Raw genomic sequence first — 22,228 nt, 5'->3', positions numbered from 1 at the left:
GTCGGTGACCTCCAGTACCTTGGTCGCGTGCCTGAGCCCCCCACCCTCGTCCGGCGCGGCCGCCTCCTCCGTATCGGGGCCGCCGTCGCGGTCCTCTGCGCGCTCGTGGCCTATGTGGTGGTGCAGTACGTCTTCGGGGGCAAGGCCGCCCCCCGCTGCCAGGTCGTCTCGGGCAACGGGGACGGGGCGTCGTACGAATTCGGCGCCGAGCAGGCCGAGAACGCGGCGACGGTCGCCGCCGTGGGCACCTCCCGCGGCATGCCGGAGCGCGCGGTCACGATCGCCCTGGCGACGGCCCTTCAGGAGTCGGGCCTGCGCAACATCAGCCACGGCGACCGGGACTCGCTCGGCCTCTTCCAGCAGCGGCCCTCGCAGGGCTGGGGCAACGAGAAGCAGATCATGGACCCCGCCTACTCGGCGGCGCGCTTCTACGCCCACCTGAAGGACGTCCCGGGCTATTCACGGCTCCCCCTGACCGTCGCCGCGCAGCGCGTGCAGCGCAGCGGCTACCCCCAGGCGTACGCGAAGCACGAGCCGGACGCGGCGCTGCTCGCCGCCGCGCTGACCGGCCGCGCCCCCGCCACCCTCACCTGCGAGGGCCGCACGGCCGACGAGCCGGGCGATCCGGCGAAGGTGCGGGCCGCCCTGGCCCGGGACTTCGGCCGTGACGTGTCGCCGGAGAGCGGCCGCGGCGGCGCGGTCACCTTGCCGGTGGACGCGCAGGGCGGCGGTGACCAGCGGGGCTGGGAGCTCGCGCACTGGGCGGTGGCCCAGGCGTCCACGCTCGGCATCGAGCGCGTCGCGTACGGCGGCCGGGAGTGGAGCGCCACGGATTCCGGGAAGGAATGGCGCAAGCCGGGCAAGGCGGACAAGGGCAGCCGTCGCCCCGACGCCGGAAGCGGCGCGGGCGAGGTCCGAATCGTCCTTGGGCAGTAGTACGGCGGGTCACCCGATCGGGGCACGTCGATCACGCACAGGCAACGTGCCGCCCAGACTTTCGCGCACCACGGCCCGCATACGCCAAACCCCTTGCGAACACAGGGCATTGACGATTCAGCAGGCCCTCAAGAGCTGATCCATTTGCCCGTTTTTATCCACAGCCGATAATGCGATGCATTGCCAACTCTTTACGTTGGCCCACCGCAACCTTCGAGGGCTTCGAGCGGTAGTCACTGCGTCCAAGCGCCGGGCCCCATCCGGCCGGACACACCAACGTTCTCTCCCGTCTGAAGGAGCATCATGTCCCTCCCCCTGACCCGCCGGATCGCCCGCGCCGCGCTGCTCATCGCAGCGGGGGCGGCTCCCGTGGTCGGTGCGGCCGGCTCCGCAAGCGCCGCCGAACTTCCGGCCACCCCCGACCTGGGCGGCGTGACCGCCCTCGACGGTGCCGGTCTGGGCAACACCGTCGACGGCGCGGCTCAGAACACCACCGGTCTCGCGGGTGAGACCGGCAGCAAGGCCGTGAAGAAGGGCGTCCCGACCGCGGGCAAGGTCGTCGGCTCGGGCGCCAGGACCACGACTCCGGTCGCCCAGAAGGCCGCGGGCGACCTCGCGGGCAACGCCGGTGACGTGGTCGGCGAGACCGCGGGCACGGCCACCAAGGGCGGTCTGCCCACCGACGCCGTCGGCGAGGGCCTGCCGACGGACTCCGTCACCAAGGGCGGCCTGCCCACCGACCAGCTGCCGGTCAAGAGCCTGCCGCTCGGCTGACCGCCGCGCACCTGACGAGGAGGGCCCGGAGCCACTGGCTCCGGGCCCTCCTCGCGTACGCCCCCCTCGCGTACGACCCCCTCGGCCTCACCCGTCCCCCTGCGCCTCGACGAGGACCTCCCCCGCCGCCGTACGGAAATACAGCACCGAACGCCCCGTACGCCGCCTGCGCACGAGCCCCGCGTCCAGCAGCACCCGCAGGTGGCGGCCCACCGAGCCCAGCCCCTGTCCCGTCAGCGTCACCAGCTGCGAGGTGCTCTTCGGCGCCGCGAGCAGCACGAGGACCGCCGCCCGCCCCGGCCCCAGGAGCCTGCCCAGCGGCTTCGGCACCGCTGCCGCCCGGTCGGCGTCCGCGAGCGCCCCGGAGCACGGGTACACCACCGCGTACCGGTCCGCCGCGTCCCACGACACCCAGCTCTGCCGCGGCGTCACCGGCACGAAGAGCAGGCGCGCCCCGGAGATCTCGCGCGGCGGGTAGTCGTGGGTGTTGACCTGGAGCCTGCTCTCCCCCAGCCAGCGCATCCCCGGCCGCATGCCGTTCAGCGCCTCGGCCCAGCCGCCCTGGCTCAACTGGGCGGTGCGGGCGACGACATCGGCCTCGATGACCGTACGGACGCGGGGCCAGCGCGGCAGCACCGTCCGGGTCCACACCCACTCCAGGAGGTCGGCCAGCCGCTCGGCGAAGCGGCCTGCGCGCAGCAGCTGTGCCGGGAGCGGTCCGCCGAAGGAGACCGCCAGGTGCGCGCGGGCCGTCGCGTCGGGGGTCTCGCGGACCCGCGCCAGCTCCTCGGCGAAGTCGGCCGACGACGAGTCGCCCTCACCCGTGGGCGTCGGCGTGAGGAAGTCCGCGATCCAGCGGGTGCGGTCGCCGCGCGCGGCCCGCACGAGATCCCCGAGGCCGGGCTCCGCGGCCAGGCGCTCGCGGTAGGCGGGCAGATGGGCGTCGAGCCAGGCCCGCTCCCCCGGATGCGTCGCCGAACGCCGCTCCAGCAAGAAGAGGCTCGCGGTGGCCTCGGCCAGCGGCGAGACGACGAAGCGGCTGCCCGCGAGGGTGTCCGCGTTGACCTGCCACCAGCCCATGCCGCCACCCCGCTGCCCGCGCACCTTTCGCCACCGCGCGAAACATTAACGCCTGCGGATGCCGCCCCCGAAGACTCCCGGCATGCGCACCTACCGCGAGCTCTTCCGCACCCCGGAGTTCACGCCCTTCTTCCTGACCGCCTCCTTCCAGGTGGCGGCCCAGACGGTGAGCGGCCTCGCCCTCGGCACGCTGATCTACGACAGGACCGGCTCGCCGCTGCTCTCCGCCCTCGGCATGTTCGGCCCCTCGCTGGCCCAAGTACTGGGCGCCACGGCCCTGCTGTCGGCCGCCGACCGGCTGCCGCCGCGCGCCGCGACGGCGGGCCTCGCGCTGGTCTTCGGCGTGGCCACCGCCGCGCAGGCCCTGCCAGGCCTGCCGCTGTGGGCCGCCTTCGCGCTGCTCCTGGGCCTTGGGACGCTGTCCTCGCTCGGCGGCGGTGTGCGCTACGGGCTGCTGAACGAGATCCTCGCCAGGGAGGGCTTCCTGCTCGGCCGCTCCGTGCTGAACATGTCCGGCGGCACGATGCAGATCTGCGGCTTCGGGCTCGGCGGCGTCCTGGTCGCCACGCTCTCGGCGCGCGGCACGCTGCTCGCGGGCGCCGGTCTCTACCTCGCGGCGGCGGTCGTCGCGCGCTGCGGGCTGCGCCGCAGGGCGCCGCGCGCCACGGGCCGCCCCTCGGTCGCCGAGACCTGGCGCACGAACGCGCTGCTGTGGTCGTGCGGACACCGCCGCACGGTGTACCTCGCGCTCTGGGTGCCCAATGGGCTGATCGTCGGCTGCGAGTCCCTCTTCGTGCCGTACGCGCCCGGTGACGCCGGGCTGCTCTTCGCCTTCGCCGCGTTCGGGATGCTCGTCGGTGACGTGCTCGCCGGACGGCTCCTGTCGCGCCGGTGGCGGGAGCGGCTCGCCGCGCCGCTTCGGCTGCTGCTCGCCGTCCCGTATCTGCTCCTCGCGGTGCGGCCGGGGCTGCCCTTCGCGCTGACGGCGGTCGCGCTCGCCTCGGTCGGGTTCTCGGCGAGCCTGCTGCTCCAGGAGCAGCTGATGGCCCTGACGCCGGACGAGTCGAGCGGGCACGCCCTTGGCCTGCACGCGTCCGGGATGCTCACGATGCAGGGCGTGGGCGCCGCGCTCGCGGGCGCGGTGGCCCAGCTGACGTCGGCTCCGGCCGCCATGGCCGTGCTCGCCATGGCGTCCGTCGCCGTCACGCTCGCCCTCGCGCCGGGCCTGCGGTCAGCGGCTCAGGCGAGCCGCTCGACCGCTGCGGCCACCCGCTCGTCCGTGGCGGTCAGCGCGACACGTACGAAGCGGTCGCCCGCCGGGCCGTAGAAGTCGCCGGGGGCCACGAGGATGCCCAGGCCCGCGAGGTGCCCGACGGTGTCCCAGCAGGACTCGTCGCGGGTCGCCCACAGGTACAGGCTCGCCTCGCTGTGCTCGATGCGGAAGCCGTGCTTCAGGAGGGCCTCGCGCAGGGCGGTGCGCCGGGCCAGGTACCGCTCGCGCTGCTCGCGCACGTGCTGGTCGTCGCCGAGCGCCGCGACGACCGCCGCCTGCGTCGGCGCGGACGTCATCATGCCGCCGTGCTTGCGGATCTGCAGCAGGTCGCCGAGGACGCCCGCGTCACCGGCGACGAACGCGGCTCGGTAGCCCGCGAGGTTCGACCGCTTGGAGAGCGAGTGGACGGCGAGGAGTCCCTCGAACGAACCACCGCACACGTCCGGGTGCAGGACCGAGACGGGCTCCGCGTCCCAGCCCAGCTCCAGGTAGCACTCGTCGCTCACGATGAGCACGCCGTGCTCGCGCGCCCAGGCGACCGTGCGGGTCAGCTCGTCCTTGGACAGGACGCGACCGGTGGGGTTCGAGGGCGAGTTGAGCCAGAGCAGCTTGAGGTTCGTGGGGTCGAGATCGGTGGGGTCGTCGTACGCGACGTACTCCGCGCGGGCCAGACGCGCGCCCACCTCGTACGTCGGGTAGGCGAGGCGCGGGTAGGCGACGACGTCGCCCGGGCCCAGGCCCAGCTGCGTCGGGAGCCAGGCCACCAGCTCCTTGGAGCCGACGATCGGCAGCACGTTCCGGTGCGTCACGTCGCGTGCGCCCAGGCGCCGCTCGCACCAGCCGGTGATCGCGTCGCGCAGCTCGGGCGTGCCCCAGACCGTCGGATAGCCCGGCGAGTCCGCCGCCGCGACCAGCGCTTTCTGGATCAGCTCCGGGACCGGGTCGACCGGGGTGCCCACCGACAGGTCGACGATGCCGCCGGGGTGGGCGGCCGCCGTGGCCTTGTAGGGCTCGAGCTTGTCCCAGGGGAAGGTGGGAAGGCGGCCGGTAAGACCGGAGACTACGGACACGTGCTGACTCCCGTGCTGCGTGTATGGACAAATGCCCCGGTCCCGTACAGCGACGAATGCCGTACGGGACCGGGGCGGCGCTTCAAGCTGCCGTTACTGGTTCTGCGGCGGCAATGCGGCGATGAAGGCGTGGTCGCGCTCGATCAGGCCGAGCTTGCTGGCACCACCGGGCGAACCGAGCTCGTCGAAGAACTCGACGTTCGCCTTGTAGTAGTCCTTCCACTCTTCCGGAGTGTCGTCTTCATAGAAGATCGCCTCGACCGGGCAGACCGGTTCACAGGCTCCGCAGTCGACGCATTCGTCCGGGTGGATGTACAAGGACCGGGAGCCCTCGTAAATGCAGTCGACCGGGCACTCCTCGATGCACGCCTTGTCCTTGACGTCGACACAAGGCTGCGCGATGACGTATGTCACGCTGTCGTTCCTCCTCGATACGGGCGTTGGCGGGCCGTCTTCAGGCTCCGCTCGCCTGGCGCGCGGGAGCGCGGCGTCGTCGATGCCCGCCTCTAGTATCTCCGTTCCCGGGCGTGATCCGAACAGGAGGGGCGTACAGAGCTGTGGAATTCACTGCGGGCGGACGGCTTGAGGTCCGTATCACCCCTGCTGACGTGGGCAGACGCGTGTCGGTCCGACGCCTCAACGACGGGTCGAGGACGGCCGGTAAGTTCACTGACACGGTGGGTGTTCTCACATCGTGGGACGACGGTGTGGTACTGATCACACGCCGTGACGGCGAGCGTGTCCGCATCGTGGAGAGCGACCTGGTGGCGGGCAAGGTGGTCCCCGCGGCCCCGGCCCGCAGGCGCGGCCCCGCGGCGACGTACGCGGAGCTGGCCCGGGCGGCCGCGCGGGCCTGGCAGCCCGTGGAGAGCGAGCCGCTCGGCGAGTGGCAGCTGCGGGCGGCGGGCGGCTTCACCCGGCGGGCCAACTCGGTGCTGCCGACGGGCGATCCGGGACGACCTCTTGACGAGGCACTCGCGTACGTACGTCAGTGGTACGAGGAGCGGGAGCTGCCCGCCTACATACAGACCGCGACCGGGGCCGAGGGCACCCAGGAGCTGCTCTGCGCGGAGCTGGAGGAGCGGGGCTGGGAGCGCGAGGTGAGCTCGGAGATCCACGTCGGCGCGCTCGCGCCGCTCGGCGATCCGGACCTGCCCGACACGACCGTGGAAAGGGTGCATCTTTCACGCTCTTTCGACGAGGCATGGCTGCGGCGGTACAAGCGATTCGGGGTCCCGGGACCTCATGTGCTCAAGGTGCTGGCGGGCGGCCCCTCGGTGTGGTTCGCTTCCGTGCCCGGGGCCTCATCCGACGCGGGGCCCGCGGCCATCGGGCGCTGCGTCGTGGACGGGCGCTGGGCGGGATTCATGGCGGTCGAGGTGGATCCGGCGCACCGCAGGCAGGGACTTGCGACCGCGGTGATGGCCGCGCTGTCCCGGCAGGCGCTCGCCGAAGGCGCTTCGGCGGCCTGGCTACAGGTCGAGGACGACAACGAAGGTGCGCGGAAGCTGTACGGCGGGCTTGGCTTCGCCGCTCACCACACGTACCACCACTATCGATACCCGTCGGCCCGGTAGCTCTACCGGGCCGGCTCGGTAAGTAAGGCACGAGGCACGCATGCACGAGGAGTCAAGGACTGCCGCGTCCCGGCGGCGGTTCGCTGAGGAGGCCAGGTCCGAGCGGCCCGACCTGTCCCTGCTGTGCCTCCTGCTGAGCGCGGAGGCGGACCCCGAACTCGGTGACGACGGGATCGACGCGGCACAGATCGAGCTCGACCGGCTCGCCGGGCTGCTGCCCTACCGCCCCGGCGGGGCCCGGGAGTGGGCGGCGGCGCTCGCCGAACTCCTGGGCGCGCGGTGCGGGTTCATGGGGACGCCAACCGACTACCAGCGGCTGGAGTCCTCCCTCCTGCACGAGGTGCTCCAGCGCCGCCGCGGGCTTCCGATCCTGCTCTCGGTGGTGTGGATCGAGGTGGCACGCCGGGCGGGCGCGCCCGTCTACGGCGTCGCGCTGCCCGGTCACTTCGTGGTCGGCTTCGGCGCCCGTGACGAGCAGGTGCTGACCGATCCGTTCGCCGGTGGGCGGCTTTTGACGGGCGAGGACGCGGAGCTGCTGGTGGCCGGTTCCTCGGGCGGCACGGTGTCCTCCTCGATGCTGACGCCCGCCGATCCGCTCAACATCGTGCTGCGCATCCTCAACAACATCCGCGCGTGGGCCGCGGCCCGCCCCGAACGCTCGGACGTCGCCCTCTGGGCGGTCGAGCTCTCCCTGCTGCTGCCGTCGCATCCGGCGCGACTGCGCTACGAACGGGCCCAACTCCTCGTCCAGCGCGGCGACTTCCTCGCGGGCGCGGCGGAGCTGGAGACCTACGCCGACGTGGTGACGACGGTGGAGCCGACCACGGCGGACCGCGTGCGGGACCAGGCACGGGCCGCGCGGGCCATGCTCAACTGACCGCTCCCGTGCGGGCGTAGCGCCCCGGAGCGATGCCCACCACCCGCTTGAAGTGCCGGGTGAGGTGCGACTGGTCGTAGAAACCGGCGGCGATCGCCACCTCCCCCGGCCGCTGACCGGCCAGCAGGAGACGGCGGGCGCGGTCGACGCGGCGGGACATCAGGTACTGGTGCGGCGCGATGCCGAAGGCCCCGCTGAAGGCGCGCACGAGGTGGCTGGGGTGGGCGTGGACCAGGCGTGCGGCCTCGTCCAGGCTCACGCCGTCGAGCAGCCGCGCGTCGAGAAGGTCGCGGAGGTCGTGGGCGACGCCCCGGCCGGGGGTGTCGGGGATGCCGGTGGTGAGCCTGGGGCGCAGGTGGCCGCGCAGCCGCTCGCTGATCAGCGCAAGGCGGCTCTCGGCCTCCAGCTCGTCGCCCCGGCGCGCGAGGGCCGCGTGCAGCTGGCCCACGCGCTTGCGCAGGACGGGGTCGACCAGGTCGGGGCCGTCCACCGCGGGGCCGATGAAGCCGGCGTCCAGCTGCGTCATGTCCAGGTAGAGCACGCGCTTGCGGAAGCCGTCGGGGGTGGCGGGCGAGCCGTTGTGCGGGACCTGCGGCGGGAGCAGCGAGACGGTGTCGCCCGGGGTGCCGTGCTCGTGGCGGTCCAGGTCGTAGCGGACGGCTCCGTCGTCCACGATCAGCAGCGTCCACGCGTCGTGGACGTGCATCGGATAGGCGTGCTCGGTGAAATGGGCGTGGAAGACCTCCACCACACCCGCGACCGGCGGGCGCCATGCGGATATCTCCTGCCGGGCCACCATGCAAGAAACGTACAAGACGCGGCGTCGGACGGCTCGGCAGTCTTGAGGCATGAGAACCACCGCTGAGACACAGACCGCCGAGACCGCGGCCGCCGGGGCGCAGAGGCCGGGCAGCACGGGTGAGACGCGGACCGCGGGCGTCACGGGCGAGGCGCCCGTCCGCTTCGACACGAAGATCGCCGTCCTGCTCCGTGACGACCTGGAGACCTGGCAGCGCCTCAACGTGACGGCGTTCCTGGTCAGCGGGCTCGGCACGGCGGCGCCCGAGGTGATCGGCGAGCCGTACGAGGACGCCGACGCCACCCCCTACCTGCCGATGTTCCGCCAGCCCGTCCTGGTCTTCGAGGGGTCGAAGGAGACGCTGACCGCCGCGCACGGCCGCGTCCTGTCCCGTTCGCTGCCGAGGGCGGTCTTCACCTCGGACCTGTTCGCCACCGGCAACGACCGGGACAACCGGGCGGCGGTGCGGGCCGTGCCCGGTGATCAGCTCGACCTGGTGGGGATCGCCGTCCACGGTCCGCGCAACGCCGTCGACAAGGTCCTCAAAGGGGCCCGGATGCACCCTTGACCGACGCGGGCGGCACGGCGGGGTGAGATCGGAGCGCTATCGATCGGCCCGGCAGGGCACGAAGCACCTATGCACCCCCAATCCCTGGAGCGGCGACGCCTCTTCGCCGATCAGGCACGGTCGGCGCGGCCCGATCTCGCGCAGCTGTGCCTGCTGATCGGCGCGGAGGCGGACCCGGATCTCGACGAAGCGGGCATGCGTGCGGCGCGGCGCATCCTCGACCGCCTTGCCGACCAGCTGACCGACGAGCTGACCGAGCGGCTGCCCGACCAGACCGGCGGCCCCCGGTCCTGGGCGCTCGCGCTGGCCGAACTGCTCGGCACGCGCTACGGGTTCAAGGGCAGGCCCGGCGACTACCAGCACCTCCGGTCCGTGCTCCTGCACGAGGTGCTGCGCAGACGCAGGGGCCTGCCCATCCTGCTGTCGGTGGTGTGGATCGAGGTGGCACGCCGCGCGGGCGTGCCCGTCCACGGGGTGGCCCTGCCCGGTCACTTCGTGGTCGGCTTCGGCACCCGCGACGAGCAGGTGCTCGCCAATCCCTTCGCGGGCGGGCACCTGCTGTCGTACACGGACGCGGAGTTGATGGTGGCGGGCGCCACCGGCGCGCCGCTCGCGCCGTCGATGCTGAGCCCCGCCGGGCCCCTCGACATCGTGCTGCGCGTCCTCAACAACATCCGCGCGTGGGCCGCGGCCCGCCCCGAGCGCTCGGACGTCGCGCTCTGGGCGGTGGAGCTCTCCCTGCTGCTGCCGTCGCACTCCGACCGGCTGCACTACGACCGGGCCCAACTCCTCGTCCAGCGTGGTGACTTCCTCACCGGCGCCCTGGAGATCGAGACGTACGCCGATGCCCTGGCCGCCACCGACGAGGCGACGGCGGTGCGGCTGCGCCAGGAGGCGCACGGGGCGCGGGCGATGCTGAACTGACCCATCAGGACGGGCGGTTCAGAGCCAGCCCTTGTCCCGGGCGACCTTGACCGCCTCGGCGCGGTTGCGCACGGCCAGCTTCTGGATCGCCGTCGAGAGGTAGTTGCGGACCGTGCCCGGGGAGAGGTGCAGAGCCGTGGCGAGTTCGGCGTTGGTGGCGCCGTCGGCCGCCGCGCGCAGGACCTCGCGCTCGCGGTCGGTCAGCGGGTTCGCGCCCCCGGCGAGCGCCGCGGCCGCGAGCGTGGGGTCGATGACCCGCTCCCCCGCGAGGACCTTGCGGACCGCGGCGGCGAGCTGCGCCGCGGGCGCGTCCTTGACGAGGAAGGCGTCGGCGCCCGCCTCCATGGCGCTGCGCAGATAGCCGGGGCGGCCGAAGGTGGTGAGTACCACGATCTTCAACTCCGGGAGCGCGGCGCTGAGTTCGGCCGCCGCCTCGATGCCCGTGCTGCCGGGCATCTCGATGTCGAGCAGCGCCACGTCCACCGCGTGTTCGCGCGCCGCCGCCAGGACCTCGTCGCCGCGGGCCACCTGGGCGACCACCTCGATGTCCGGCTCCAGGCCGAGCAGCGCCGCGAGCGCCTCGCGGACCATCGACTGGTCCTCGGCGAGGAGCACCCTGACGGCGGGGCCCGCACTGTTCGTCCTCATGCGGAGGATCCTAGAGCCGAAGATCCCGAAGCGGAGCCGCCGCCCTCGTCGGCGCCGCTCTGGCCCGTGCCGTCGCCCTCACCCAGCGGCACCCGGACCGTGAGCCTGAAGCCCTTGCGGTCGCCGGGCCCCACGTCGAGGACGCCGCCCACCGCCTCCACGCGCTCGGTCAGACCCGCCAGGCCGTTGCCCTGGGCCGTGCCGGAGCCACCCCTGCCGTCGTCCTCCACCGACAACTCGACCACAGGGCCGTCCAGGGTGTGCCGCGACGTGAACGCCACCGTGCAGCGGCGCGCACCGCTGTGCCGCACGACGTTCGTCACCGCCTCGCGCAGCGCCCAGGCCAGCGCCGTCTCCCCCTGCTCGGCGGGCAGCACGGCGGGCGCCTGAAGCGGTACGTCGGCCTCGACACCGGCGGCGGTCAGCGCCGTGCGGGCGCCCGCGAGCTCGCCGGCCAGGGTGCGCCTGCGGTAGCCGGAGACCGCCTCGCGCACGTCCACCAGGGCCTGGCGGCTGACCTGCTCGATGTCGGCCACCTGCCGCGCGGCCTTGTCGGGGTGGTCCGGGAGCATCCGCCCGGCCAGCTCGCTCTTCAGGGTGATCAGGGAGAGCGAGTGGCCGAGGAGGTCGTGCAGATCGCGGGCGAGCCGCAGCCGCTCCTCGTTGGCGGCCAGTTGGGCGACGGTGGCCCGTGCCTGGCGCAGCTCGATCGTCGTACGGACCAGCTCGCGTACGCCGGTCATCGCGAAGCCGACCAGGAGGGTCAGCACGGCGAGGCTGCCGAGCAGGTCCTTGACGCTGTCGGTGCGCAGGCCGACCGCGATCATCACGCCGGTGACGGCCGGGATGACCCACATCGCGTGCCGCATCGGCAGCACGGCCCCCGCGGACACCGCCACGTACACGAAGAGCCCCAGCCAGGCCGTGCCGAAGGCGAACGACAGGACGACGGCCAGCACGAGCAGCGTGCCGAACGACACGTGCACCGCACGCCAGTCGAACACCTGGGAGGTGTAGCGGAAGACCAGGGCCAGATAGCAGGCCACGAAGGCCGCAAGGCCCAGCCAGCCGAGCACCGTGGCCGCCCCGCCACGGTCCGTCCCCAGCAGGTCCTCCACCGGACTGGCCATGAAGACCAGCCAGATGCCGATCCACAGCGCCTTGGTCAGGAGCTGGCGGCGGTCCGCCACCGGACGGCCGAAGCTGTGCAGGGGGTGGCCCCGCTCGGTGCAACCGTCGGTGTCCTTCACGCCTTCGATGTGTCCTTCCGGTACAGCCATGCCGCGCCGCCCGCGAAGAGGACGAAGTACCCGACGAGGAGCGCGATGTCCTTGGCGTGCGGGGCGTCGCCCAGTTCGATGGCCTGTCCGAGGGCAGCGTACGCATGGGTCGGCAGCCAGGTCGCGATGTCACTCAGCCACTGCGGGAAGGTGGCCGTGGGCATCCACAGGCCGCCGAGCACGGAGAGCCCGAAGTACACGATCATCGTGATGGGGCGGACCGCGTCACCGGTCGCGAGATAGCCGATGGCCACACCGAGCGCGGCGAAGCAGAGGCTGCCCGCCCAGATCGCGCCGGTCAGCGCCAGCCACTGCCAGGCCTCCAGGCGTACGTCCTTGACGGCCGCGGCGACCACGAACACCACGACGATCGACGGCAGGCTGACCACGGCGGCGCTCGCCGTCTTGGCGATCACATAGCCGCGTCCCGGCAGGCTGGTCAGGCGCAGCTGGCGCACCCAGCCGCTCTCGCGCTCCTTGGCGATGCGCTCGCTGTTGCCCATGAGGACGGCGGTGAGGGCGCCGAACGACGCCATCGACACCATGAAGAAGGCGGGGAGCGCGAGTCCGGTGTCGCCGACCATCTCCGTGCCGCTCCGGCCGCCCGCGATGATCAGGAAGAGCATCGAGGGATAGATCACCGAGAAGAACAGGAACTTCTTGTTGCGCAGGGCGCGGACGATCTCCAGCTTGATCAGCATGTCCCGGCCTCCTTCTTGGCCTCCTCGGCCTCGGTGATCGCCACGAAGGCCTGCTCCAGGCCGAGTCCCGCGACTTCGAGGTTGCGGGGGTAAAGGCCGAGCCCGTACAGCGCGTGCACGGTGGCGTCGGCGTCCGTCGACTGGAGCCGTACGGTGTGCCCGGAGACGTCCACGGCGGTGAGGAAGGGCAGGGCGCCGAGCTTCTCCGCGAGCGCGGCGTCCAGCTCCGGCAGGTCGAAGGAGACCTTCCGCGCCCCGGCCTCCGCCTTGATCTCGGCGGCCGTGCCGTCCGCGAGGATTCGGCCGCGGTGCAGGACCAGGACCCGGTCCGCGATCGCGTCGGCCTCTTCCAGGTAGTGCGTGGCGAAGAGGACCGAGCGGCCCTGGTCGGCCTGCTCGCGCATGGTGGCCCAGAAGGCCTGGCGCACGGTGACGTCCATGCCGGTGGTCGGCTCGTCCAGGACGATCAGGTCGTTCGCGCCGGCGGTCGCGAGTGCGAACCGCACGCGCTGCTCCTGACCGCCGGAGAGCTTGTTGACCTTGCGGGCGGCGAGCTGGGTGATGCCCGCGGCGGCCAGTACGTCGTTCACGCGGTACGGCCTGGGGTGCAGATCGCAGGCGAGCCGCACCAGCTCGCGGACGGTGACGTCCTCCATCAGGCCGCCGCTCTGCAGCATCGCGCCGACCCGGCCCGCGGTGATCGCCTCACGCGGACTCGTGCCGAAGACGCGCACGGTCCCGCTGTCCGCGTTCCGCAGGCCGAGCAGGAGGTCGAGCGTGGTGGACTTGCCCGCGCCGTTCGGCCCGAGGAGGGCGACGGTCTCCCCGGGGTGGAGATCGAGCGTGAGGGAGTCCACGGCGCGGACGTCCCCGAAGCTCTTGGTCACCTGGTCGAAGCTCACCGCGGTGACGGGCGGTGCTGCGGTCGTCGTCATGTGATCCATCGTCGCCAGGGGCGGCCGACGGCGGCAGTGTCGTGTGTGCCGGGTCCGGGATGACAGATGTCATGCCGGAGGTCGTGCGGAAGGCCGGACGGTTCACTTCCGTGAGCCGTCCGGCCTCCGAGTGCGTGCGGGAATCAGCTGGCGTTGGTCTCGATGACGCCGATCCGCTCCGCCGGCGTCTTGCCGAGCAGCGCCTTGTTCATGGCCTGGGCCACGTCCGTCGGCTGGACCGGCGTCTTGTCGCCGTTGCCGCGCTGGATCAGGATGCCGTCGAAGACGTTGCCGTACAGCTTCTTGAGCTCCGCGAGGTTGTAGTGCGCCTGCAGCGTGCCGTTGTCGAGGACCTTGGTCTCCAGGATCTTCGGCAGCGACTTCGAGGGGCCGAACGGGATCGAGGCGTTGCCCGCCTTGATCGTGACGTTGGCGGACATGGCGGGCTTCGCGAAGCGCGTCATGAACTTGTCGACCTCGGCGTTCGCGACGGTCGGCTTGCGGGTCGTGACGGGTACGTCGACGGTGCCGGCGCTGCCGGTCTCGACCTGCTTCTTGTAGCCCTCGGAGACGGCGGTCACCGACGCGTCGACGTCGATACCCTTGCCCTCCTTGCCGTACACGGGGACGGCCTTGCCGGGCACGAACTTGACCGAGCCCTCCTTGGCCGAGCCCGAGCCGCCCGCGGCGCGCTCCAGGGCGGCCGCCAGCTTCTCCTCGTCCACGGGCATGACCGGCTCGGCGACACGCTCGCCGCCGAAGAGCGACCCGATCACCGACACGGGGTTGTAGTCGCTGCCCGCCGCCTCGCGGACGGTGGCCTGGCTGTCCAGGGTCAGGCCCGCCTGGTCCGGCTTGAGCGTGACCGCTTCGCCGTCGACCGACAGCTTCAGAGGCTTGGCGACGCGCTCGCCGATCGCCCCGTCGAGCTTCTTGACGGCCTCGTCGCGCGTGCCGCCGCCGATGTCGACGCCGAGCACGGTGGTGCCCTTCGGCACGTCCGCATGGTTCATCAAGAGACCGGCGCCGTAGGCACCGCAGGCCACGACGACGACCAGAACGCCCACGAGAACGAGCTTGTTGCGCCCCTTCTTCTTGGGCGGGGACGCGGCGACGGGCACGTTCGGCTGCACCGGCTCGGGCAGCTTGGGCGGGGTGTGCGGCACGGGTCCGTCGGTGTGCGGGCCCGCGGCGAACGGCGAGTTCTGGGCGGGCGGTACGACGGGGATGCCACTGGTCAGGGTGTCGCCGGAGACGTTGGTCCCGGGCGAGGGCGCGCTCGGGCCGCCGGGGATGGAACCGGGGCCGCCGTGCACCGGACCGCCGCCCGGGCCCTGAAGGGGGCCCGCCTTCTGCGGCGTGAGGATAGCGGTGTCGTCGCCCATGGCGGGCGCACCGGCGCCCGCGCCCGAACGGGCCGCGGGGTTGGCCGGGTTGGGGCGGCTGCCCGGGTTGGGGCGGTTGCCGGGATTGCCCGGACCGCCCGAGTTCGGCGGTGCCATCGGGTTCGCCCGGCCTGCCGGGTTGGCCTGGTTCGCCGGGTGGGACGGGTCGCCGGAGCCCGGCGACATCGGACCGTCGCCGGTCACCGGGCCGCCGGTCGGGCCCGAGGGGCCGCGGCCGCCGTCACCGGCGCCGCCTCCGGAGAAGTACGGCAGGTCCCCGCGCTGCGGGTCGCCGCCCTGCGGCGCGCCCGTGCCGAGCGGGCCCGATGCCACGGCGCCGGACACGTCGAAGGAGCCCGTACCGGAACCGCCCGCTCCCTGACCGGACGGACCGGACGGACCAGATGAACCGGATGAACCGTTCGAACCGGACGCGGCCGAACCGGTGGGTCCGGCCGAACCGTTCCCGCTCGGGCCCGCACCGCTCTTGCGCGGCGCGAACCAGTCGCTCGTCTTCTCCTCCGCCGGAGCGGAGGGCGACGAAGGACCGGAAGCGGAAGGTCCGGCAGGCGTGGAGCCCGCGCCGGACATCCCGGCGGAAGCGGGCCCTCCGGCACCGTTCGTGGACCCCGGACGCCCCGCGGTGTCCCCGGCGTCGGCCGCGTCCGCCGCCCGGCCGGGGGCCGCGCCCAGCGGACGCGAGGCACCCGCGTCGCTGTCCGTGACGGGCGTGCGCATGACGACCGGTGGGATGGGCCGCGACCCGGGGATGTTGATCCGGATGCGCGTGGTCAGCGTGGTCTCGGTCTTGGGCTCGTCGGGCCGCTCGTCGGCGGCCTGCCGCTGCGCGCCCTCCGCGGCGCCGTCCGAAGCGGCGCCCTGTGCGGGGGAGCCGTACGGCGGCGTCCCCGAGGGGTAAGCGGCTCCACCGCGCCCCTGGGGCCCGGAGGACGAACTGTCAGTTTCACGACTCAAGGCAGGTTCTCCCGGTTGGCTCCGCCGCCCGTCTCGACCTCACTCGGGCGGCTCGGCGGCGCGCACCACCATACTGGCCGCCGTCGGCACTCATCCTGTGACCGCCGTCAAACCCGTGCGGTGCACGGGCTGAAGTGGTACGTCACTTGCCAAGTCGGGCGGCGGGCCCGCCTGGTTGCGGCCGCTGACCGAGGGTGGCACACATCACAGCGACCGCCATTCCGCCCAGCAGGAAGGCGTACGACCCGAGTCCCGCGCCGAAGAGGAAGTCTCCCTCGGGCCGGCTGGCCGTGAGCAGCATGACGGCGACGAGCCAGCCCGCCGCCGGCGCCACCGCCCCCGCTCTGGTGCCGATCGCCCGCGCCCCTCCGTAGAAGAGCCCGGCGGCCCCGAGGAGCGCGAGCAGCAACCCGCCCGGGAACCAGCCCCCTTGGACGAGCGCACCGGCCGTCCCGACGACGGCGCCCAGCACGAAGAGACCGGCGTAGGAACCGATGCGGCCGGGATTCAGCGGCTGGGCGAGTGCGCTGCCGCCCGGCGGTGCGGCGGCGGAACCGGAGGCGGAACCACGCGGTCCGGAAGGCGACGCCGAGGTCGCACGCGAACGAGTGCTCACAGCTTCGTCACCCCTTCGAGGCCCGCGTCTTCGAGCCCCGCGAACAGATCCGTCTCTCGCCCGCCGTCCACCGCACCGGCCTCTCCTCGCACCAACTCGTAGTACTCCACATCAAAGATCGGCTGCGCGAGCCCGTTCGACAGGACGAAGAGCGGACCCTGTACCTCGATCTGCGTGGCGTGCGCGCGCATCGCCGCCGCCTTCGCCCGCGCGAAGGCGGTCCCGTCGATCTCCGCCGTGATCCGTTCGTCCTCGGTCACACCGGGCACGTCCGCGACCACGCCGGGGGTCGTGAACGGCGAGTGCCGCAAGGCACCCTCCATCCACCGGAACCGCTCTTCGACGACGGAGCGCGGCGCGCGGTTCCAGTAGATCTTGGCAATGGTGTGCGGTTCGCCAAGATCCGCCCGGAAGGCGCCCTCGGCCGCGAGGTCCGCGGCACGCATCGCGACCCGGTGGGCCTGGATGTGATCGGGGTGGCCGTATCCGCCGTTCGGGTCGTACGTCACGAGCACCTGGGGCCGCACCTCGCGGATCACCTCGACGAGGTGCGCGGCGGCGGCGTCGAGATCGGCGGACCAGAACGCGCCCGGCCGGTCGTTCTGCTCGATGCCCATCATCCCGGAGTCGCGGTAGCGGCCGGTGCCGCCGAGGAACCGGTGGTCGGTGACCCCCAGCTCCTTCATGGCGGCGGCCAGCTCGCCGATCCGCTGCGGCCCGAGCGCGTCCTCGCGGTCGGGCGCGAGGTGGGCGAGCTCGGGCGGGATGACCTCGCCCTCCTCGCCCAGCGTGCAGGTCACCAACGTGACATGGGCGCCGTCGGCCACGTACTTGGCCATCGTCGCGCCATTGTTGATCGACTCGTCGTCGGGGTGCGCGTGCACGAGCAGCAGACGCCGGGCGGGCAGTTCCGTCATGGGACCACCCTACGAGCACCCCGCACAGTGATCAGAACGTGATGTGCCCGGCTCGAAAATGGATCAGAAATAGATCAGAACTTGATGTCGCCGATCATCCCCGCCACGTTCGTCGTCAGCTCGTTGATCGTCGGGGCGATGGAGGAGCTCGCCAGATAGAAGCCGAGCAACACACAGACGATCATGTGGCCCGTCTTCAATCCTGACTTCTTGACCAGCAAGAAGACAATGATCGCCAGCAGCACCACCGCCGAAATCGAGAGTGCCACGGCGGCTCACCTCCAAGTCCCAGACCCTGCACCAGTGCGGACGCCAGCAGGTACATACCCACTAAGCGCTACGGATCATAACTATCCGTGGGTCCGCATGACTCGGAGCATCGCAGCACAAGGGGGCGCATGCCCCCTAGGCTCAGGGAATGACCATCGAGTTGCCCGCGACCGCGGGGCCCGCCGAGAGCCAGGCGCAGCGGCTCTCCTTCCCTCGACTGCACGCCCGCACGCAGCGGTTCACCCTCGGTGCGCCCCGCGCGTTCACGGTGGCGCCGGACGGGTCCCGCGTCGCCTTCCTGCGCTCGTCGTCCGGCACCGACCGGGCGAACCAACTCTGGGTCCTGGACCTGGAGGACGGCGCGGTCGAGCGCGTCGCGGCCGATCCTCAGGCCCTGTTGAAGGGCGCGGTCGAGCGGCTCTCGGCCGAGGAGCGTGCCCGCCGCGAGCGCAGCCGCGAGGGCGGCGCGGGCATCGTGGGCTACGCGACGGACGCGGCGGTGGAACTCGCCGCCTTCACCCTCTCCGGCCGGCTCTTCGCGGCCGAGCTGCGCGTGGGCACGGCCCGCGAACTGCCCGCCCCCGCCCCGGTGATCGACCCGCGCCCCTCGCCCGACGGCCGCCACATCGCGTACGTCGCCGGGGGCGCCCTGCGGGTCACGGGCGCCGACGGTGCGGGTGACCGGGCGCTGGTGGCGCCGGAGCCCGACTCCGCCGAGAAGGCGACCGTGACGTACGGCCTCGCGGAGTTCATCGCGGCCGAGGAGATGGGGCGTTCGAGGGGCTTTTGGTGGTCGCCCGATTCGGACCGCCTCCTGGTCGCACGCGCCGACGACGCCCCCGTGCGGCGCTGGTGGATCGCCGATCCCGCGCACCCGGAGACCGAGCCCACGCGGGTCGCCTACCCGGCGGCGGGCACGGCCAACGCGGACGTACGCCTCTTCGTCGTGACCCTGGACGGCGCGCGCACCGAGGTGATGTGGGACCGCGCCCGCTACCCGTACCTGGCCCGTGTGCACTGGTCGTCGGCCGGGGCGCCGCTGCTCCTCGTCCAGTCCCGGGACCAGCTCAGCCAGCTCTACCTGGCGGTGGACCCGAACGACGGCTCGACCCGCATGGTGCACGCGGAGGAGGACCCGCAGTGGCTCGAACTCTTCCCCGGCGCCCCCTCCTGGTCGCCCAGCGGCCGCCTCGTGCGGATCGTGGACGAGGGCGGCGCGCGCGTCCTGGCGGTGGGTGAACGCCCCCTGACGGGACCGCAGTTGCACGTCCGCGCGGTGCTCGACGTGGCCGACGACGACGTGCTGATCTCGGCATCGGCGGGCGAGGCCGCGGCCGTCCCGGAGACCGGCGAGGTGCACGTCTACCGGGTCAACGAACTGGGCGTGGAGCGTGTCTCGCTGGAGCCCGGGGTGCACTCGGCGGTCCGCGCGGGCGGCCTCACGGTCCTCGTGTCGGCCACCCTCGACCAGCCGGGCTCCCGCGTCCAGGTACTGCGTGACGGCAAGCAAGTGGCGACCGTCGCCTCGTACGCGCAGCATCCGGGGCTCACGCCGCGCGTGACTCTCACCGAGGGGGGCGCACGCAAGATCCCGTGCGCCGTCCTGCTCCCCACGGATTACCAGGAGGGCTCCGGCCCCCTGCCGGTGCTCCTCGATCCGTACGGCGGCCCGCACGGCCAGCGGGTCCTCGCGGCCCACAATCCCTACCTCACCTCCCAGTGGTTCGCCGATCAGGGCTTCGCGGTGATCGTCGCGGACGGCCGGGGCACTCCGGGCCGCTCCCCCGCCTGGGAGAAGGAGATCCGGCGCGACTTCACCCTGACCCTGGACGACCAGGTGGACGCGTTGCGGGGACTGGCCGCCTCGCACCCCCTGGACCTGGACCGGGTCGCCATCCGGGGCTGGTCCTACGGCGGTTACCTCGCGGGGCTCGCGGTCCTGCGCCGCCCCGACGTGTTCCACGCGGGGGTGGCGGGGGCGCCGGTGACGGACTGGCAGCTGTACGACACGCACTACACGGAGCGGTACCTGGGCAACCCCGCAAAGGACCCCGCGCCGTACGCCCTGAGCTCCCTCGTCACCGAGGAGGGGCTGGTGACGCCGGAGGAGCCGCACCGGCCGCTGATGATCGTGCACGGTCTCGCGGACGACAACGTGGTGGTGGCGCACGCGTTGCGCCTCTCGTCGGCGCTGCTGGCCGCGGGGCGGCCGCACGAGGTGCTTCCGCTGTCCGGGGTGACGCACATGACCCCGCAGGAGCAGGTGGCGGAGAACCTCCTGCTGCTCCAGGTCGACTTCCTGAAGCGCTCGCTGGGCCTCTCCCGGCCCTAGGGGGGCACGGCGATCGGCCGGGGCGACATGGCATGCCCCGGCCGATCTACGGCACCCGCACGGCCGTACGCGGCTCAGCCTGCCGGGTGCGTATATCGCTGACGCGACGCTGCGATTGCCCACGTGTTAAGGCCCGAACGGGGTTCGTTCCCCAGCCCCGCCCCTACGGGACCACCTGCTTCTCCTCCGCGAAGTGGCAGGCCGAGTCGTGGGCCGCGGGCCCCTCGGCGTGGCGGAACTCCGCCGGAACGGCCAGCGCGGGGACCTCCAGAGCGCACCGCTCCTGCGCCTTCCAGCACCGCGTGCGGAAGCGGCAGCCCGACGGCGGGTTCGCCGGGGACGGCACGTCTCCGCTCAGGATGATCCGCTCCCGGTGCTCGCGCGCCTCGGGATCGGGCACCGGCACGGCCGACAGCAGCGCCTGCGTGTACGGATGCGTCGGGTGCTCGTAGATCTCCTCGTCCGAGCCGATCTCCACGATCCGGCCCAGGTACATCACGCCCACCCGGTCGGAGATGTGCCGCACGATCGACAGGTCGTGCGCGATGAACACGTACGACAGGTCGAAGTCGTTCTGGAGCTGGTCCAGGAGGTTCACCACCTGCGCCTGGACCGAGACGTCGAGCGCCGAGACCGGCTCGTCCGCCACGATGATCTCGGGGCGCAGCGCCAACCCCCGCGCGATCCCGATCCGCTGGCGCTGGCCGCCCGAGAACTGGTGCGGATAGCGGTGGATGTACTCGGGGTTCAGGCCGACCACGTCGAGCAGTTCCTGCACCTTCCGCCGCCGCGAGCCCTTGGGCGCGACCTCCGGATGGATCTCGTACGGCTCCCCGATGATGTCGCCGACCGTCATGCGCGGATTCAGCGACGTGTACGGGTCCTGGAAGACCATCTGGATGTTGCGGCGCACCGCCTTCAGGGCGCGCCCCGACAGCTTGGTGATGTCCTCGCCCTTGTAGCGGATCTCGCCCGCCGTCGGCCGCTCCAGGTTCACCAGCATCTTCGCGACCGTCGACTTGCCGCAGCCGGACTCCCCCACGATGCCGAGCGTCTCGCCCCGGCCGAGGTCGAAGTCGACGCCGTCGACGGCCTTGACCGCGCCGATCTGCTTGCGGATGACGATGCCCTGGGTGAGCGGGTAGTGCTTGACCAGACCCCGCACCTGGAGGATCGGCTCACGGCCCGACGCCGAGCCGTGCGCGGCGAACTCGCTCTCGGCCCGCGCCTTGTGCATCAGCTGCCGCGCGGTCTCGCCCTCCTCCTCCAGCTGCTTCTTGCTGACGTGCTCACCGTGCGGCATCGAGCGTCTCCTTCCAGAAGTGGCAGGCGCTCCGGCGGTCGGCGGCCAGACCCTCGTACGCCACCTCGTAGAGCGGCGGCACGTCGGTCCTGCAGACGTCCTGGGCCATGGGGCAGCGGGGGTTGAAGGCGCAGCCCGGCGGGATGTGCATGAGGTTCGGCGGCAGGCCCTTGATCGCGTAGAGCTCCTGGCCCTTCTGGTCGAGCCGGGGAATCGACTCCAGGAGGCCGCGCGTGTACGGGTGCGCGGGGGCCTTGTAGATCTCGTGGACGGGAGCCTTCTCGACGATGCGGCCCGCGTACATGACGGCGATGTTGTCGGCGACGTCCGCCACCACACCCAGGTCGTGGGTGATGAGGATCAGGCCCATGTTCAGCTCGCGCTGGAGCTCGGCGAGGAGCTCCATCACCTGGGCCTGGACGGTCACGTCCAGGGCCGTGGTCGGTTCGTCGGCGATGATCAGCGAGGGTTCGAGCGCCATCGCCATGGCGATCATGATGCGCTGGCGCATGCCGCCGCTGAACTGGTGCGGATACTGCCCGACCCGTTCCTTCGCGGCCGGGATGCGCACCCGGTCCATCAGCTCGATCGCCTTGACCCTGGCGTCCTTGCGGGACATCCCCCGGTGGACGACGTACATCTCGCCGAGCTGCTGGCCGACGCTGACCACCGGGTTCAGCGACGACAGGGCGTCCTGGAAGATCATCGCCATGCCGGCGCCGCGCGTCTTGCGCCGCTCCTCCGCCTTGAGCTTCAGGAGGTCCTGGCCCTGGAAGAGGATCTCGCCGCCGGTGATCTTGCCGGGCGGCATGTCGAGGATGCCCATGATGGCCTGCGCGGTCACGGACTTGCCGGACCCGGACTCGCCGAGCACGGCGAGCGTCTCGCCTTCGTCGACGGTGTAGTTGACGCCGTTGACGGCCTTGGCGACGCCGTCCCTGGTCCTGAACTCCACGTGCAGGTCGCGCACTTCGAGCAACATGGGCGG

General features: G+C 72.3%; 22 protein-coding genes. 8 read left to right on the top strand and 14 right to left on the bottom strand.

The genetic code is table 11. From position 1 onward, the window contains the following. The first annotated feature begins 27 nt into the window (after positions 1-27). Both ACZ6ZP_RS27055 and ACZ6ZP_RS27050 read left to right on the top strand, forming a co-directional pair. On the top strand, positions 28-936 hold the full coding sequence (locus ACZ6ZP_RS27055) for a VldE C-terminal domain-containing protein (protein WP_469408722.1): 909 nt from the start codon (positions 28-30) through the stop codon (positions 934-936). Positions 937-1,239: 303 nt separating this feature from the next. Then, on the top strand, positions 1,240-1,710 hold the full coding sequence (locus ACZ6ZP_RS27050) for an ATP-binding protein (RefSeq protein WP_351163461.1): 471 nt from the start codon (positions 1,240-1,242) through the stop codon (positions 1,708-1,710). An 87-nt stretch (positions 1,711-1,797) separates the two neighbouring features. Here ACZ6ZP_RS27050 and ACZ6ZP_RS27045 read toward each other — a convergent pair whose 3' ends face one another. Beyond that, positions 1,798-2,790 carry an ArsR/SmtB family transcription factor gene (locus tag ACZ6ZP_RS27045; RefSeq protein WP_469408887.1) on the bottom strand — a complete coding sequence of 331 codons (993 nt, stop codon included), beginning with the start codon at positions 2,788-2,790 and terminating at the stop codon, positions 1,798-1,800. A gap of 82 nt (positions 2,791-2,872) precedes the next feature. Between ACZ6ZP_RS27045 and ACZ6ZP_RS27040 the strand changes: the two genes are divergently transcribed. Then, complete coding sequence (locus tag ACZ6ZP_RS27040; protein ID WP_351163455.1) at positions 2,873-4,117, top strand: MFS transporter; 1,245 nt, start codon at positions 2,873-2,875, stop codon at positions 4,115-4,117. Here the strand turns inward: ACZ6ZP_RS27040 and ACZ6ZP_RS27035 are convergent. Together ACZ6ZP_RS27035 and fdxA are read right to left on the bottom strand one after the other, a co-directional pair. Continuing rightward, positions 4,030-5,133, bottom strand: a complete 1,104-nt coding sequence (locus tag ACZ6ZP_RS27035) for a bifunctional succinyldiaminopimelate transaminase/glutamate-prephenate aminotransferase (RefSeq protein WP_399979116.1) — start codon at positions 5,131-5,133, stop codon at positions 4,030-4,032. The genes ACZ6ZP_RS27040 and ACZ6ZP_RS27035 overlap by 88 nt on opposite strands. 93 nt (positions 5,134-5,226) lie before the next feature. After that, entirely contained in the window at positions 5,227-5,547 is a 321-nt protein-coding gene (gene fdxA, locus ACZ6ZP_RS27030; RefSeq protein WP_030573070.1) for a ferredoxin, read from the bottom strand. Between the two features lie 143 nt (positions 5,548-5,690). Here fdxA and ACZ6ZP_RS27025 point away from each other — a divergent pair, with 143 nt between their 5' ends. Together ACZ6ZP_RS27025 and ACZ6ZP_RS27020 are read left to right on the top strand one after the other, a co-directional pair. Then, a complete protein-coding gene (locus ACZ6ZP_RS27025; protein WP_383820679.1) occupies positions 5,691-6,710 on the top strand; it encodes a GNAT family N-acetyltransferase in 1,020 nt (339 codons plus the stop codon). A 40-nt stretch (positions 6,711-6,750) separates the two neighbouring features. Next, a complete protein-coding gene (locus ACZ6ZP_RS27020) occupies positions 6,751-7,587 on the top strand; it encodes a transglutaminase-like domain-containing protein (protein WP_361464428.1) in 837 nt (278 codons plus the stop codon). Here ACZ6ZP_RS27020 and ACZ6ZP_RS27015 read toward each other — a convergent pair. Beyond that, positions 7,580-8,386, bottom strand: a complete 807-nt coding sequence (locus ACZ6ZP_RS27015) for a helix-turn-helix transcriptional regulator (protein WP_351163442.1) — start codon at positions 8,384-8,386, stop codon at positions 7,580-7,582. The two genes, ACZ6ZP_RS27020 and ACZ6ZP_RS27015, sit on opposite strands and share 8 nt — an antisense overlap. 49 nt (positions 8,387-8,435) lie before the next feature. Here ACZ6ZP_RS27015 and ACZ6ZP_RS27010 point away from each other — a divergent pair, with 49 nt between their 5' ends. Together ACZ6ZP_RS27010 and ACZ6ZP_RS27005 are read left to right on the top strand one after the other, a co-directional pair. Beyond that, positions 8,436-8,954, top strand: coding sequence for a DUF2000 domain-containing protein (locus ACZ6ZP_RS27010; protein ID WP_366461420.1), 519 nt, complete (start codon positions 8,436-8,438; stop codon positions 8,952-8,954). Between the two features lie 69 nt (positions 8,955-9,023). Further along, entirely contained in the window at positions 9,024-9,878 is an 855-nt protein-coding gene (locus tag ACZ6ZP_RS27005; protein ID WP_383820674.1) for a transglutaminase family protein, read from the top strand. An 18-nt stretch (positions 9,879-9,896) separates the two neighbouring features. On the opposite strand, the gene ACZ6ZP_RS27000 is transcribed toward ACZ6ZP_RS27005, so the two are convergent. The 8 genes from ACZ6ZP_RS27000 to ACZ6ZP_RS26965 form a co-directional block, all read right to left on the bottom strand. Then, positions 9,897-10,526 (bottom strand): response regulator transcription factor, encoded by a 630-nt coding sequence (locus ACZ6ZP_RS27000; RefSeq protein ID WP_351163434.1) that lies wholly within the window; start codon positions 10,524-10,526, stop codon positions 9,897-9,899. Then, positions 10,523-11,806, bottom strand: coding sequence for a sensor histidine kinase (locus tag ACZ6ZP_RS26995; protein WP_383820669.1), 1,284 nt, complete (start codon positions 11,804-11,806; stop codon positions 10,523-10,525). Before ACZ6ZP_RS26995 ends, ACZ6ZP_RS27000 begins: the two co-directional genes overlap by 4 nt. Next, positions 11,773-12,507 carry an ABC transporter permease gene (locus ACZ6ZP_RS26990; RefSeq protein WP_351163428.1) on the bottom strand — a complete coding sequence of 245 codons (735 nt, stop codon included), beginning with the start codon at positions 12,505-12,507 and terminating at the stop codon, positions 11,773-11,775. Before ACZ6ZP_RS26990 ends, ACZ6ZP_RS26995 begins: the two co-directional genes overlap by 34 nt. Then, the gene (locus ACZ6ZP_RS26985) at positions 12,501-13,442 is read right to left on the bottom strand and encodes an ABC transporter ATP-binding protein (RefSeq protein WP_361464436.1); all 942 of its coding nucleotides are present in this window, start codon (positions 13,440-13,442) and stop codon (positions 12,501-12,503) included. The genes ACZ6ZP_RS26990 and ACZ6ZP_RS26985 overlap by 7 nt, the downstream gene beginning before the upstream one ends. Before the next feature lie 143 nt (positions 13,443-13,585). Beyond that, complete coding sequence (locus ACZ6ZP_RS26980; RefSeq protein ID WP_469408717.1) at positions 13,586-15,802, bottom strand: hypothetical protein; 2,217 nt, start codon at positions 15,800-15,802, stop codon at positions 13,586-13,588. A 142-nt stretch (positions 15,803-15,944) separates the two neighbouring features. Then, positions 15,945-16,313: a DUF6113 family protein gene (locus ACZ6ZP_RS26975; protein WP_351164013.1), complete on the bottom strand. Its 369-nt coding sequence runs from the start codon at positions 16,311-16,313 to the stop codon at positions 15,945-15,947. Between the two features lie 101 nt (positions 16,314-16,414). After that, positions 16,415-17,335 carry an N-acetyl-1-D-myo-inositol-2-amino-2-deoxy-alpha-D-glucopyranoside deacetylase gene (mshB, locus tag ACZ6ZP_RS26970; protein WP_351163419.1) on the bottom strand — a complete coding sequence of 307 codons (921 nt, stop codon included), beginning with the start codon at positions 17,333-17,335 and terminating at the stop codon, positions 16,415-16,417. A gap of 74 nt (positions 17,336-17,409) precedes the next feature. After that, positions 17,410-17,604, bottom strand: a complete 195-nt coding sequence (locus ACZ6ZP_RS26965) for a hypothetical protein (RefSeq protein WP_160507048.1) — start codon at positions 17,602-17,604, stop codon at positions 17,410-17,412. 149 nt (positions 17,605-17,753) lie between these two features. Between ACZ6ZP_RS26965 and ACZ6ZP_RS26960 the strand changes: the two genes are divergently transcribed. Further along, positions 17,754-19,937, top strand: a complete 2,184-nt coding sequence (locus ACZ6ZP_RS26960) for a S9 family peptidase (protein ID WP_469408715.1) — start codon at positions 17,754-17,756, stop codon at positions 19,935-19,937. A 163-nt stretch (positions 19,938-20,100) separates the two neighbouring features. On the opposite strand, the gene ACZ6ZP_RS26955 is transcribed toward ACZ6ZP_RS26960, so the two are convergent. Together ACZ6ZP_RS26955 and ACZ6ZP_RS26950 are read right to left on the bottom strand one after the other, a co-directional pair. Continuing rightward, entirely contained in the window at positions 20,101-21,174 is a 1,074-nt protein-coding gene (locus tag ACZ6ZP_RS26955; protein WP_351164012.1) for an ABC transporter ATP-binding protein, read from the bottom strand. Positions 21,175-21,226: 52 nt separating this feature from the next. Then, positions 21,227-22,222: an ABC transporter ATP-binding protein gene (locus tag ACZ6ZP_RS26950; RefSeq protein WP_351163413.1), complete on the bottom strand. Its 996-nt coding sequence runs from the start codon at positions 22,220-22,222 to the stop codon at positions 21,227-21,229. Positions 22,223-22,228: the final 6 nt, after the last annotated feature.

Source organism: Streptomyces sp. NPDC054047 (assembly GCF_055585065.1).
The sequence above is the reverse complement of the archived record's forward strand: the minus strand, read 5'-3'. Positions and strand labels throughout refer to the sequence as shown.